Annotated in this window: 11 protein-coding genes; 3 read left to right on the top strand and 8 right to left on the bottom strand. The window is 60.0% G+C overall.

Features of this window, described 5'->3' with window-relative positions; all coding sequences use genetic code 11:
• Window positions 1-64 precede the first annotated feature (64 nt).
• Both T9A_RS01090 and T9A_RS01085 read right to left on the bottom strand, forming a co-directional pair.
• Window positions 65-679: a DUF924 family protein gene (locus T9A_RS01090; protein WP_035244369.1), complete on the bottom strand. Its 615-nt coding sequence runs from the start codon at window positions 677-679 to the stop codon at window positions 65-67.
• Complete coding sequence (locus T9A_RS01085; RefSeq protein ID WP_035244368.1) at window positions 672-1,307, bottom strand: arylesterase; 636 nt, start codon at window positions 1,305-1,307, stop codon at window positions 672-674. Before T9A_RS01085 ends, T9A_RS01090 begins: the two co-directional genes overlap by 8 nt.
• Between T9A_RS01085 and T9A_RS01080 the strand changes: the two genes are divergently transcribed.
• Both T9A_RS01080 and T9A_RS01075 read left to right on the top strand, forming a co-directional pair.
• Window positions 1,306-1,983, top strand: a complete 678-nt coding sequence (locus T9A_RS01080) for an ABC transporter ATP-binding protein (protein WP_035244367.1) — start codon at window positions 1,306-1,308, stop codon at window positions 1,981-1,983. The genes T9A_RS01085 and T9A_RS01080 overlap by 2 nt on opposite strands.
• Window positions 1,976-4,399, top strand: a complete 2,424-nt coding sequence (locus tag T9A_RS01075; RefSeq protein ID WP_232221949.1) for an ABC transporter permease — start codon at window positions 1,976-1,978, stop codon at window positions 4,397-4,399. The genes T9A_RS01080 and T9A_RS01075 overlap by 8 nt, the downstream gene beginning before the upstream one ends.
• A 123-nt stretch (window positions 4,400-4,522) precedes the next feature.
• Here T9A_RS01075 and T9A_RS01070 read toward each other — a convergent pair whose 3' ends face one another.
• Complete coding sequence (locus T9A_RS01070) at window positions 4,523-5,710, bottom strand: multidrug effflux MFS transporter (protein ID WP_035244366.1); 1,188 nt, start codon at window positions 5,708-5,710, stop codon at window positions 4,523-4,525.
• Window positions 5,711-6,037: 327 nt separating this feature from the next.
• On the opposite strand from T9A_RS01070, the gene T9A_RS01065 reads away from it, so the two are divergent.
• Window positions 6,038-7,930, top strand: a complete 1,893-nt coding sequence (locus tag T9A_RS01065) for a cation:proton antiporter (RefSeq protein WP_035244365.1) — start codon at window positions 6,038-6,040, stop codon at window positions 7,928-7,930.
• 1 nt (window position 7,931) lies between these two features.
• On the opposite strand, the gene T9A_RS01060 is transcribed toward T9A_RS01065, so the two are convergent.
• From T9A_RS01060 to T9A_RS01040, 5 genes are all read right to left on the bottom strand, one after another.
• Window positions 7,932-8,360, bottom strand: coding sequence for a MerR family transcriptional regulator (locus T9A_RS01060; RefSeq protein ID WP_232221948.1), 429 nt, complete (start codon window positions 8,358-8,360; stop codon window positions 7,932-7,934).
• Window positions 8,357-9,298 (bottom strand): hypothetical protein, encoded by a 942-nt coding sequence (locus T9A_RS01055; protein ID WP_052042411.1) that lies wholly within the window; start codon window positions 9,296-9,298, stop codon window positions 8,357-8,359. The genes T9A_RS01060 and T9A_RS01055 overlap by 4 nt, the downstream gene beginning before the upstream one ends.
• 142 nt (window positions 9,299-9,440) lie before the next feature.
• Complete coding sequence (locus T9A_RS01050) at window positions 9,441-11,000, bottom strand: FGGY-family carbohydrate kinase (protein WP_035244364.1); 1,560 nt, start codon at window positions 10,998-11,000, stop codon at window positions 9,441-9,443.
• The gene (locus T9A_RS01045; RefSeq protein WP_035244363.1) at window positions 10,997-12,496 is read right to left on the bottom strand and encodes a glycerol-3-phosphate dehydrogenase/oxidase; all 1,500 of its coding nucleotides are present in this window, start codon (window positions 12,494-12,496) and stop codon (window positions 10,997-10,999) included. Before T9A_RS01045 ends, T9A_RS01050 begins: the two co-directional genes overlap by 4 nt.
• Complete coding sequence (locus tag T9A_RS01040; protein ID WP_035244361.1) at window positions 12,496-14,115, bottom strand: FAD-binding oxidoreductase; 1,620 nt, start codon at window positions 14,113-14,115, stop codon at window positions 12,496-12,498. The genes T9A_RS01045 and T9A_RS01040 overlap by 1 nt, the downstream gene beginning before the upstream one ends.
• Window positions 14,116-14,235 lie beyond the last annotated feature (120 nt).

Raw genomic sequence — 14,235 nt, 5'->3', positions numbered from 1 at the left:
TCATGATGACGCTGATTGATCTGAAAAGCGCCAATGGTTCGCCATGCAAGCATAGCTCCTACAGTCACTGCCCGAAGCTACCTGTTTTTTCCAGATAGGCGAGTTCTTCGGCGGTGCTTTCCCTACCCAGAGCCGCATTGCGATGTGGGAAACGCCCGAAGCGGCGAATCAACTCCCGATGTTGCCTGGCTGCATCGACACTGCTTTGTACCGACTTGCGACAGGAATCCGGGGCGCGCTCCAGCAAGGCGGTCATGCTGTTCAGGCAGAGATCCTGCAGGTCTTCATCTTCGGCATGCATCAGTGGCATCAGGAAAAACACCTGGCCGCACAGGGGCAGTTTGCTGTGCATCTGCCTGGAAACACCCTCGACCGCCAGGGTTGCCGCCCGGTGATCGCCGGCAAAGGCCTGGGACTGGCCACGGTAGATATGGCGGGTGAACTGGTCCAGCAACAGAATCAATGCCAGCCGTGACTGCGGCTGGCGCTCCCAGTCCACCAGTTCCTGCTGTATCGCCGCCTCCACATAAACGCCGAAGCGATGCTCAATCTCCGCATCATCACCGGCACTGGCGCGAAACCATTTGCGGGTCACGGATGCCTGTGGCCATTCCTGGCTCAGGCCATCCTCAAACCAGTAATTGAGTACGTCCTGCCAGGGGGGCGTCAATTCAAACACTGTCACCTCCAGTGGCTTCACCACACTGCTCCGGCAATAAAGGCTCAAGCACGGAAGAGGCATGGGCCTTTAACAGGGGCTGAGCTGCCGCGGTGGGATGAATGCCATCTTTCTGCATCCAACCCTGCTCCACCACGCCTTCCAGAAAAAACGGGAACAACGGCACCTGTTTGTCGTCAGATACCTGACGGAACTGTTGTTCGAACAGACGGGTATACTGTGGTCCGTAATTGGGGGGAATACGCATGCCGAGTAATATCGGTGTGGCGTCAGCCGCACGGCTTTTCTCGATCATCTGTGCCAGATTGTTGCCCATGGCAATGGGGGACAGACCGCGCAGGCCATCATTACCACCCAGCTCGATGATCAAGATTTGCGGCGCATGTTTTTCCAGCAATGCTACCAGCCGGCTATTGCCGCCGGCGGTGGTTTCACCGCTGACCGACGCATTGATCACGGGGAAATCACGGCAGCGCTGTTCCAGTTCTTTCTCCAGCAGGGCGACCCAGCCTGCGGATTTTTCAATCCCGTAGGCGGCACTGATACTATCGCCCAGAACCAGTAAGCCCCTGGCCTGCACGGACAGCGCCGCCATGGTCAGAATTGCCACTAAAAGAAGCCGAATCATGAACACACAATCTCCCGTATTAAGCGCCCGAAACCTTGGCAAACGTGTACAGGGACCAGAGGGCGGGCTGGATCTGTTGCAGGATATCACGCTGGAAGTGAATGCCGGTGACAGTCTGGCCATTACCGGGCCGTCAGGTTCCGGCAAGTCCACCCTGCTGTCCCTGTTGGCCGGGCTGGATGTGCCCACCAGCGGCGAGGTCCTGCTGGGAGACAAGCCGTTCAGTAGTGGCAGCGAAGACCAACGGGCCCGCCTGCGTGGCGAGCAATGCGGGTTTGTGTTCCAGCATTTCCAGTTGGTGGCTGATCTCACCGCCCAGGAAAACGTGATGCTGCCGCTGGAAATCCTTGGCCGTGGCAAAGCCCGGGACACTGCCCGCCATTGGCTCGACCAGGTCGGACTGGGCAAGCGCTGCCATCACTTCCCTGCGCAGCTTTCTGGCGGGGAACAGCAACGCGTTGCGCTGGCCCGGGCCTTTGCGGTGTCGCCCTCCCTGTTGTTCGCCGATGAGCCCACCGGTAGCCTGGATTATGCCAATGGCGAGCATGTGGCAGACCTGCTGTTTTCCCTGAACCAGGAACAGGGCACCGCCCTGGTACTGGTCACCCATGACCAGACTCTGGCCCGGCGTTGCAGCCGAGCCATGTCCCTGGTGGAGGGCCGTCTTGGTGTTTAAGGCCTGGCGTTCCCCCGCATTCCGCGTTCAGGCACTGGCGGTGCTGGTGGCAGCCTTTGCCATGACCGCCATGCTGATTCTGCGCGACACCGTGGACCAACGATTCAACCAGCGGACCGCCGTTGCCCTGGGTGCAGACCTGATTCTGGAAGGCACTCGCTTCCCAGAGCCGGCACAACGACAGCAACTGGCAGAAACCCGTCACGCGGAAAGCGTGAAATTTTCCAGCGTGATGGTGAATGACGACAGCTTCCTGCTCGCCAGCATCAGGGCGGTATCTGCCGGCTTCCCGCTCTATGGTGAGATCCAGATCAGTGACAGCCGCTTTGCGGATCCGTATCCGGTCGACCATGGTCCACAACAGGGCCATGTCTGGATTGCCGGCACCGGGCTGGACCGTCTGGGTTTACAGACCGGCGAGTTCATTACCCTGGGCGAGCGCAGCCTGCTGATCGATAAAGTCATCGTCCAGGAACCGGATCAACAGGCCGGTTTCTACAGCATGAACCCGCGGGCCCTGATCCATATTGATGATCTGCAAAGCGCCGGGATACTCGGTGAAGGCAGTCGCTACCGTCATAACCTACTGGTGGCTGCCGATGATGCCGCGCGCCAGCAGCTGGAGAGTCGCCTGACCCCGGGGCTGCGTCCGGACCAGGAACTGGAAACCGTGGCCAATACCGAGCTGCGCAGTCGCGGGCCGGTAGAGCAGCTTTTTCTCTGGTCGCAATTGGCGGTGATGCTGGTGGTGTTGCTGTGCGCGGCAGCTATCTACCTGACCTCGAGCCACCGTGCCCGTCACCAGCAAACGCTCTGCGCCGTGATGAAAACCGTGGGCGCCAGCCAGGCAGCCATTGTCCGCCGCTTGCTGGGCGGCGACGCCCTTGCCCTGCTGATCCCCACACTTGCCGGCATTGCCCTGGCCAGTGCGCTGGGCCTGTATCTGATCACTCTGATGGGGGGAGGCATGGCCTTTCCCATTACCGCTCCAGTATTGGGCCTGTTTGGCCCGGTGCTACTGTGGCTGGGGTTTGCTGCACCGACGCTGTGGGCGCATCTGGGCCTGCCAGCCACCGCCTTGCTGCAACAGCGTGACAGCCAGCCCGGCCGTCAGCGCTGGACCCTGCTAATCGCCCTGCTCACGCCGATCCCACTGGCCGCCGTCATGAGCGGTTCACTGACCAGCCTGTGGCCCTTGCTACTACTGACCTTTGCCATCGCGGTGGGGCTACCGCTGCTGCTGTGGCCACTGGTGTCGCTACTGGACCGTGCCAGCGGCAGGATGCCGCTGGCCGCCCGCCTGGCCCTGCGTCGCCTGAGCCGTCGTAAGGCAACCACGCTCCCCCTGCTGGCGGCGCTGGTGGTATCGCTGGCGGTATTGTCCATGTCGATCCAGACCGGCAGGCAGTTGTTGAGCGACTGGCGCTCTACCCTGCCGGAAAACGCACCCAACTACTTTGTCATCAACCTGTTTGACCAGGATCTGGCGCCTTTCAATGACTGGCTAACACGGCACAACAGCGACAGCCAGCCTCTCTATCCCGTGGTTCGCGCCCGGCTTACCGCCATTAACGGCGAGCCGGTGCGTGATGCCGTGACCAAGGAGCAGGACCAAGGCGATCGGGCATTGAACCGGGATCTGTCTCTCACCGAGGCGGATAGCCTGCCTGACAGCAACGAGCTACTGGAAGGCCGCTGGGTCGAGCGGCCCGGTGAAGTCACCGTGGAAAGTGAGCTGGCGGAGTCACTGGGGCTGAAGCTGGGTGACCAGCTGACCTTTACCGGGTCGTCCACGCCCATCGAGGCGGAAATTGTCGGCTTGCGAGACGTGGACTGGGAAAGCTTTGCGCCTAACTTCTATTTCATGTTTTCCCCGGGCACGCTGGATGCCCAGAGCCGCACCTGGATCACCAGTTTTTATCTGGCCCCCGAGAAAAGCACTGAACTGGGTAGTCTGGTGCAACAGTTTCCGCAGATCAGTCTATTGGACGTGAACGCCATCCTTGCCACCCTGGAGGACATCGTCGCCCAGGCCAGTCGAGCCGCTTTCTTTGTGGGACTGATGCTGATGCTGGCGGCCCTGCTGGTACTGGCTGCCGCCCTGCTGGCAACCGCTGACCAGATGCGCAAGGACAACCGGCTGCTGGTCGTCATCGGCGCCCGCCAGAGCCTGCTTCGACGCACTGCGGCCCTGCAGGCCCTGTTCCTGATCGGTGGTGCCGCCCTGCTGGCCAACCTGATTCACTTTGCCGCGCTGTTTCCACTGGGCCAGAAACTGTTCGACGGGGAGTTGCCGTTGAGCCTGTGGTTGCTGCTGCCCTGGGGGGTGACGGCTTTGCTGGTCGGCTGGCCCCGCCGTTGCGGCCAGCTTCCCGTGGCGGGAAAGTCTGACGCAGACAAGTTCGCGTCCTCGTAGGGTGGATTAGCCTAAGGCGTAATCCACCTTCCTGCGATTCGAAGTCTGCTGCAGTGGATTTTGCGGATTACGCCTGAGGTTAATACACCCTGCGGTTGATGTGGTTGCCGAGAGGTATCGTTTCTAACCTTTCACCCCTTTCCTCAGCCACAGAAAAGCCCCCAGCGCCGCCATGCTGCTGCCAGCCATCAACAGTGTCATGGGCACCGGCGTGCCGTCATGCCAGGTTCCCAATACCGTGCCAATCAGCCCGGCCAGCAGAAATTGCAGCGTGCCGTTCAGGCCGGTAGCCGCACCGCTATCGCGGTCGAACAGGCTCAGGAAACTGGCAATACCGTTGGGGATCACCAACGCCACCATACCCGCAGTGACCATGATCAATGGCACCACCGCCCAGAGAACCAGATTGTCTGTCAGTGTCAGCCCCAGCAATGCCACCCCGGCCAGGGCCTGCAAGATTAGTCCTGCACGCATGATGTCGGCGCTGGCATAACGGCGTAGCAACACAACATTCAGGCGGTTGAGCCCGAGCATGGTCACCACATTGGCACCGAAATAGAGCGGAAACCGGTCGGGGCTGATGCCGAAATAATCCATGTAGAGGAAGGCCGCATCGGTAATGAAGACAAACAGGGCGGAAAATGCCAGCGCATTGGCAAGAATAAAACCCATGGCTGGGCGATTGCGCAGTACTCGGCCATAGGCGTTGAACAAACGGTGCCACAGCGTCTCATTGTCCTGCCGTCGCGGGACCGTGGGCAGCGGGAAGCGAACCAGCAGCATCAACATCATCCCGTAACCGGCCAGCATGAAGAAAATGCTCTGCCACCCGGCAAGATTGAGCAGTGCCACGCCCACCGCCGGCGCCACCAACGGCGCAATCAGCATGACCAGACCAATACTGGTGAGCACCCCGGCGGCCTGCTGGCCGGTGAAATGGTCCCGTACCGAGGCAGCGGCGATCACCACGGATGCACCACCACCCATGGCTTGCAGGAAACGCAGCAGGTAGAGCATGTGGATGTCATTACTGAAAGGAATGATCAAGCTGCCGGCAATAAACAGCAGCAGCCCCACGTAAGCGACCGGCTTGCGACCAAAGTGATCCGACAACGGGCCACCCAGCCACTGGCCCAGTGCCACACCGAGCACATAGACACTCACGGAAATTTCCACATCATGGATCGGCACGGCAAAGTGCTCGGACATGGCCAACAGTGCCGGCAGATAGGTATCAATGGCGAGAGGCCCCAGAGCGACCAAGGTGCCCAGTAAAATCGCCAATCGACGGGGAGAGATTTGCGCTTGCATGGAATGTCCAGTGAGGCAATGAGAGCGGGATGTTAACGCATGTGTCGCTGGGCTTCAGTGATTTTATGAACCTGATTCATTTCCTGTTATGAAAAACGGGTTGCGGCCATCGTGTTGTCCTGTGACCATTAGCCGCTTTGGCGGGTTAATGAAAGCACCCCTGCCCATGGGGATTCCAGAAACGCAATGGGTAACCGCAATGACAACACTACCAACGGACCGGAACCGGTCCTCATCGGTGCCCGTGATCCAACCTTCCGGGACTGACCCTGCTTGTTCTGCTGACACTTTCTGCCCCGCCACCCGTCATTACCAAACGGAAACTGCATGAATTTAGAGATTGCGTACCAATTGGCCATCATTACCGTTGTGGCCTTCCTGTGTCAGTGGATTTCCTGGCGTATCAAGCTACCCGCCATTCTTCCGCTGCTACTGACTGGCCTGGCACTCGGGCCACTGACCGGGGTACTGCAACCCAAAGAATTGCTGGGTGATCTGCTGCTGCCCGGCGTATCGCTGGCGGTATCTATCATTCTCTTTGAAGGGGCCATGACCCTGCGCTTCGATGAAATTCGTGGCCTGGAGAAAACCGTTCGCCGCCTGGTGACATGGGGGGCGCTGGTCACCTGGTCGATTGTAGCCGTGTCTGCCTGGTGGTTTCTAAAGCTGTCGTTTGACCTTGCCCTGCTGTTTGGCGCCCTGGTGGTCGTCACCGGGCCAACCGTGATTGTTCCGCTGCTGCGTAGCGTACGCCCCGTCAGCAGTGTGGCCCGCCTGCTCCGCTGGGAAGGCATCGTCATCGATCCGCTGGGTGCCATTTTTGCGGTACTGGCCTATGAGCTGGTGGTGGCCAGCGGGCAGGAAGGTGCGTTACTGCATACCCTGTGGCTGTTTTTCCAGACTATCACCGTCGGTGCAGCCATCGGCGCTGTGGTCGCCATGGGCCTGGCAGCGCTGCTGCGCCGGCATCTGGTGCCAGAATATCTGCGCAGCTTCCTGGTGCTGTCGCTGGTGATCGGCGAATTCGTACTGGCCAATGCGCTCAGCGAGGAATCCGGCCTGGTCGCAGTTACCGTCACCGGTATCGTGCTGGCCAATCTCAAGGGGGTTCGCACCAACGATATTCTCCACTTCAAGGAGAACCTCTCGGTCATTCTGATCTCCGGGCTGTTTATCGTGCTGGCGGCACGCCTGGAAATGCAGGAACTCGAGCAACTCGGTTTGATGGCACTGGTGGTGCTGGCGATTATTCAACTGATCGCTCGCCCGGCTTCCGTGCTGGTCGCCACACTGGGCTCCAACCTTAACTGGCGGGAAAAATCCCTGCTCGCCTGGATTGCCCCGCGGGGTATCGTGGCCGCGGCCATTTCCGCCCTGTTTGCCGAACGGTTGCTGCAAAATGGTGTGGAAGGAGCCGAAATGCTGGTTCCTCTCACGTTCATGGTCATCATCGGCACCGTGGCCTTGCAGAGTCTCACTGCCAGACCTCTGGCCCGTTTACTGAAGGTCGCAGAGCCAGCACCACGGGGGTTCCTGATTGTGGGAGCCAACCCGGTAGCCCGGGCGATTGGTTCTGCCCTGCAGAAAAACCAGTTCCCGGTCATGGTGACGGACTCAAGCTGGGAATCCATTCGGCTAGCCCGCATGGAAGGCCTGAGCACGTTTTATGGCAACCCGGTTTCCCAGCATGCGGACCAATACATGGACCTGGTGGGCTACGGTAAATTGCTCGGGCTGAGCCCGCGGCGTGAGCTGAACACCATGGCCACTATGCGCTATCGTCTGGAATTCGGGGAACCCAATATTTTCAGTCTGCCTACCCAGAGAAGTGACAAGGAAGTAAAGCATGAAGTGGCGCCGGAACACCGTGGTGCCACCCTGTTCGCTGCGGAGATGACCTATGCTCGTCTGGCAAGCCTGCTGAGCCAGGGAGCGGAAATTCGCAAGACCCGCCTCACTGAAGAGTTCGATTTCAACGCCTACCAGCAAACCCCGCACCGCCGGGTGTGGCCGCTTTTCGCCATCGATACCCGTGATCGTATCTATGTGTTCAGTGAGGAAAGCCAGCCTGCCCCCAAGGCAGGCTGGCACGTGCTGGGATTGATCAAGGAAGATGCGGCCAAGGAAGAAGCCCGCACCGAGGCGCGGGCCGAAGCGGCTGCAGAGAAAGCTGCCTCGGACAAGGGTAAAGGCGCTGAAAAAGCCAACAAGAAAAGCTGACCTACCCTGCCGGGTCCGGGGCATCGACGAAGGCATCGATCAACCCACAGACCCGGCCATCATCCAGGCGACAATCCGGGCTGCCCTGCCACTGCTCCATGGCGCTGCGCATACGCAGACTGAGCGATTGCAGCTCGGCAATCTGTGTCTCTACCTGTTCCAGGCGCGTTTCAATCAGAGTCCGGACCTGGCCGCAGGGTGTTTCCCCTTCCCGGGAAGCCCCCGCCAGGGCCTGAATATCAGCGAGCGTAAAACCCAGGGAGCGGGCTTTCAGGGCAAAGTGCAACAACCGTAAATCCGTATTTCCGTAACGGCGATAGCCGTTGTTGGGATCTCTTTCCGGTTTCAGCAGAGCAATGTCGGTGTAATGCCGCACCGTCTCGGTGGTGGTTCCCGCCTTGCGGGCCAGATCGGAAACACGCATGGTCATTTCTCTCCCGGTTGCGTCCAGGGTCGGTAGATAGCGGGAATGGCCGCATCCTGCTGCTGGTAATAACGGTGAATGGCCATGGCCAGGGCGTCAGCACCCAATTCTTCAGACAGCTTATCCAGAAAGGCGGTTCCTCGCTGCGACATCACCAGGTGACACTGCAGGGCGACATCAGCCAGGGACCGGTTCTCCGGGTACCGTTGCCAGGCCTGCCGCAATGGACTGTGAGCCCAGTCGCAACGCTGATGACTCAGAGCGAGCTGCCCTTCCAGCCACCAGAGGTAAGGATCATCTCCGAGCGCCAGGTGCAATTGCCCGCTGATTTCCCGGTAAGCATTCTGATCGGACGCCATCAGTGCGTGTTTCAGCTGCCAGAGTGCCGGTTTGCCCGTTTCTGCCTGAGCCGCCAGGGCCTGCTCTTCACAGGGCTGGCCGGTACACTGCACAAGCCATAATGCCAGCAGTGCCGGCTGGCCTGCAGCCAGATCGGCAAGTTCCGCCGAGCCGGGGTTATCCTGCAACATGGTCAGGAATGCCTTCCCCCTCCCGGCTTGAAACCGATCGCCATAGGACACCAGTTCGCTCAATTGCAGACCGCTGCTGTAGTCGTACCACTCGGTGAGACGATAACGGGCACCAGGTTCGCCCTCCAGGCGGAGAAACCCCACACCACCGTCAGAAAAATGCAGTCTGATACGGGCCGCGAAACGCTTCCGGTTTTCGTTGAATCCGGTGATGGCGAACTGCTCAATGTCCACATCCTGCACCCAACGAGCAAGAACCCGGTCGGGCACCGGTACTAACGTCTGCCGGGCCAGTACCGGTTGCAGAGAACCACTGCCAAGATCCGCTCTTAGTGTCGCGAGGGTAAGGCTGTCAGCGCTAACGGTCTGCGCCAACAGGAAAAATAACAGCGAAATGAAAAAGCGGTAAGTCATGCGAAGCCCCATTTGATCCCGCACAGACTAGGCAAAAACACCGGGGTTAGCCACACCCTGGGTGCGCAGGGGAGACCCGTGCCTTATGGTGCAAATGATGGCCGGTGATCGCCAAGCTTTCTGTGGTAAAACCAATGCGGTGTTATCTCGACGGATAACCGGTGATCTGTCGGATGGAGCGGTACAGCGGGGACAGCCGCGGGTACATTTTTCGGTAGACTTGGCGGTATAGCGCATCGTACTGACGGGCCACCTCAGGATCTGGCTCAAACCGTTTTCCGGGGCGTGTCATCGCCGCGACAGCGCTGGCGTAATCCGGGTGCAACCCCATGGCAACGGCGGCATTGATGGCCGCCCCCAGGCCGGAGGTTTCAGAGGTATGCGGGCGTTCCGCCGGGAGGTTAAACAGGTTCGCGGTGATCTGCATGATGGCATCGCTCTGTGAGCCACCACCAGACACCCGCAAGGATTGCACTGGCACCCGATTGCGTTTCTCCAAGCGCTCCTTGCCCTCGCGAAGGGCATAGGCAATGCCTTCGATAATCGCCCGGTAAAGGTGTGCCCGGGTATGTACATCGCCAAAACCGATGATGGCGCCCTTGGCCTCCGGTCCGGGGATGCGCACGCCGGGATTCCAGAAGGGCTGCAGCACCAGTCCCATGGCGCCGGGGGGCGAGTCGTGCAGGAAGGACTCGAACAGGGTTTCCGCACTGACACCCAACTCTTCGGCCTGCTGCACTTCCTGTTGGGCGAACTCGCGCTTGAACCAGTTCACCATCCAGTAGCCACGCTGAACGATGACTTCCGAGTTGTAGCGCCCCGGCACGGCCGCGCTGTAGGCGGGGACAAACGGAATTGGCTCCACGTAGCGTTCGTTACAGGTATTGAAGGTGGCTGTGGTGCCGTAGCTGAGGTTACCGATTTCCGGCGTGAAGGCACCGGCGCCAAGCACTTCGCAGGCCTTGTCCGCCCCGCTGGCGATCACCGGCAGGCCGACGGGAATGCCGGTATGTCGGCTGGCGGCGGCGGTGACCTTGCCCAATGTCTCGCCGGGTGCGACCAGCTCAGGGAGCTGCTCGCGGTTTACCCGCAGGGCTTTCCATTTCAGGTCGTGGGGCGGCGCCCAGCACTGCCCTTTGTAATCAAAAGGAATGTAGCCAACCTGAGAGGCAGTACAGTCACGAAGCTCACCGGTCAGCCGATAGTTTAGGTAGCCGGACAGCAGCAGGAAATGGGCGGTTCGTTGCCAGATCTCGGGCTCATCCTCCGCCAGCCAGTTGCACTCCGCCTTGGCCTGAAACTGGCGCAGGGTTTCTCCCTGGCCGAGCAAGTTCACTGGCGCCGCATACCACCAAGGCAGGCGAGGAAAATTCGGGGTACGACGCTGATCCAGCCAGATCACCGCCGGGCGCAATGGGCGCATGGCCTTGTCCAGGCAGACCACCGAGGCACGTTGAGTGGTCAGAGACACCGCCACAACCCGGGATCGCAGCTCGCCATGCTCCAGCCATAACCCCTGACAGGCTTGGCCCAGTTGTTCCCAAAAATAATTGACGTCCTGCTCGGCCTCGCCTGGGCGGTCTGGAAGATAGGGCTCAATATGTTGCTGGTATTTGGCAATCAGCTCGCCGTTGCCATCGAACAGCATAGCCCGGGCACTTTGTGTACCCTGATCCAGAGCAAGCAGCAGCGGCGCGTTCATCCTACGGCCTGCTGTGCTGGGGAGGCTGGCACACCATAGTAGCGCTGATGAATTTCCAGATAGCGTCTCCTCTCCTCTTCCCAGTACGCATCGTCCCAGCCCAGGGTGGACTGAATCTGTTGTCGCAGGCTATCCAGCAGTCCCTTGCCGGCTTCAGGCAGCAACAGACCCAGCCGGGTACGGCGCAGCATCAAATCATCCAGGTGCACCACATCCTCGTTGTCCAGAATCCACTGAATGAAGACCGGGTCCCCCTGATTTGCATGCAGAAAAGCATCCACGGCTTGTGGGGCATCACTGATGGGAATAAAGCCGGGCTCTGTGGTTTTCTGACCGCGCTTGTGGGCGGCACTGTCGATCAGTCCGCTGGCCAGCAAGGCATCCAGGGCAATCAGCCGAAACGTGGTGAGCTTGCCACCGCTTACGGTAACGATACCGTTTTCGCCCCATACCGCATGATCCCGGCGCTCCTTGGAAGGATCCATGCCCTTGCCTGAGGCAATGACCGGACGGACTCCGGCGATGGTGGAATAGATATCGTCCCGATTGAGATCCACCTTCGGAAACTGGCTGTTGATCAAACGGAGCAGGTAATCCACTTCCTGACCACTGGCCGCTGCCTCGATATCCATATCCTGGGGATGATCCAGATCCGTGGTGCCCACGCAGGTCACCCCCTCCCAGGGGAACACAAACACCGGGCGCCCATCGTCCGGGTGCATGACAGTGAGGCAATCCTTCACCGGCAGACGTTCGGGATTCACGAACAGGTGACTGCCCCGCAGGGGGCGGACGCGGGGATCGCTGCCGGAAAAGCGGTCTGCCCAGGCGCCGGTGGCACTGATCACCCGTCGTGCGCGAAGGGTAGCGGTCTGCTCGGTGGTTCGATCCGTCACTGTGACGGCGTAACCCTCACCACTGGGTTCGGTTTGCTCTACCCGGCAGTAATTCTGTGCCAGTCCACCGTGGCGGGCTGCCTCCAATATCACCCGAACCACCAAGCGACAGTCATCGGTGAGGGCATCGGTATAGCTCATGGCGCCTGTCAGCGACTGGCTATTGAGCCCCGGCACCCGTTCCAGCAGTTGCTCGCGGTTCAGGTAACGGTGATCACGGATGCCGGCAAGAAAATCGTACAGCCAGAGAATTGCCTTCATGGGCAACCGACCGGGGAATACTCCCTTTCGTAGCGGAAACAGATAAGTGGCTCGCTCCACCAGCCCCGGCAACTCTTCAATCAGACGTTCTCGCTCAAGCAGGGAGTGGCGGGTCAAGCGAATGTCCCCCTGGGCGATATAGCGTAGCCCGCCGTGCACCATCTTGGAGGAACGACTGGAGGTGCCCCAGGCGAAATCGGTCTGCTCCAGCAGCAGAACCCGATGCCCCCGGCGAGCCGCTTCCAGCAGCACGCCGGCTCCGGTGATACCGCCACCGATGACAATAAGGTCCCAGTTTTCGTCAGCGAGGGAGTCCAGGGAGTGGCGTTTGCCTAACATCAAGATTCCTTTTCAATACGCGGCTGGGTGTCGTCGAGCAAACAGCCCGGGTTCAGTCGCTGCTGCGGATCAAAGTGCTTCACCAATGAGGTCAGTGCCGCGATACCCTGCTCGCCTTTCTCGTGGTGGAGCCAGGGTGCATGATCGCGCCCTACCCCGTGCTGATGGCTGATGGTGCCCCCGTGCGCCACGATGGCCTCACTGGCCGCCTCTTTCATGGCATGCCAGCGCTGCAAGGTGTTGTGGTAGCTGTCCGAGCTGCGAAACACATAGGTGGTATAGATACTGGAACCCTGCGGATAAAGGTGTGACAGATGGGTAAAGACATGCACTTTTTCGCCCTCACCCACGTTGTCGCGTACCGCCTGCTCCATGGCATTCATGGCCGGGGTAACCTGGTTCCAGTCCACTGCGGTTTCAAAGGTATCCACCACATACCCATGCTCCCACAGGCCATGACGAAGATAAGGGGAACGAAAACGGGATTCTTCCCATTTCTTGCCCAGCAGCTCACCCACCACTGTGCCACCGACAGCACGAATGCGTTTTTTGACCGTGGCCAGGGTATGGCGCACCAGCGACTTTTCACCGGTCACCCCAAAAGTGATCATGCATTTTTCATTCCGGCAGCCACGAAGGGACAGGTAACGGTGCAGTACCGACACCAGCCTTTCATGGCCGGCGAGCATCAAATGGGTGCGGGTTTCTTCCGCATTGGACAGCCGCAGCATGGAAAGCGGCAGCTTGGCCTGGGTCAGGCTGCGCACTAGCGTCTTGGCCGTTTCCCAGTCCGGAGCGAATGCTACCTGGAAGGTTTCCGTTTCCGGCAAGGGGGTGACGCGCACCTTGACCTCACTGATCACCCCCATGCGCCCTTCTGAGCCCATGATCATCTCCCGCAGATCCGGCCCGGCGGAAGACGCCGGAATCGTGGGGATATCCAGGGTGCCTCTCGGCGTTTCGATACGCCCGCCGGCGAACATCTGTTCGATACGCCCATAGCGCATGGACTGCTGGCCGCTGGAGCGGCTGGCCACCCAGCCGCCTACCGTAGACAGTTCCCAGGATTGCGGGAAATGTCCCAGCATATAGCCCTGCTCGCGCAGCTGATTTTCTACTTCCGGTCCCGGGGTACCGGCCCCGAAGGTGGCTATCTGACTTTCCTTGTCCAGGTGGAGCAGTTTGTTCATGCCAGCCAGTGACAATGTCAGCACCGGTTTGTCGCTGGCTGGCGGATTGATATGCCCGGCCACGGAGGTGCCGCCGCCATAGGGAATCACCAGCACATCATTGTCCTGGGCCCAGGCCAGCAGACGCTTCACCTCTGCGCTTTTGGTCGGCATCGCGACCCCGTCCGGGAAACGCCCGAAATCACCGGAACGCATGGCCAGCCAGTCCGGCAGGCTTTGCCCACGGGCATGACGAATACGGGTTTCTGCATCGGTGCGGATCAGTGGGTGGTCAGGCATGCGCGACGCGGGCACCGCCTGCAACACCGTTGCCATTTCCGCATCCGGCAAGGGAGTCGCCGTGCCAAGACGGGATTGCAGAAAAGTCAGGCCAGAGGCCTTCAACGGGTAATGATTGGCGCTGTCGCCCCAGCCGTTCCAGCGTCGCATGCAACTACTCCTTGGTTTGGGAAAGCCTGACAGGATCGTATAACAGGCTGCTGTCATGGTAGCCCTGGTGGCAAGGGGTTTCACTGGCGCAGCGGGACAGTAGATGGACTATTTCTGACA

Origin of the sequence: Alcanivorax jadensis T9 (assembly GCF_000756655.1) — a bacterium.
Lineage (GTDB): Bacteria > Pseudomonadota > Gammaproteobacteria > Pseudomonadales > Alcanivoracaceae > Alcanivorax > Alcanivorax jadensis.
Note: the sequence above shows the minus strand (reverse complement) of the source record. Positions and strands in the feature narration are given on the sequence as shown.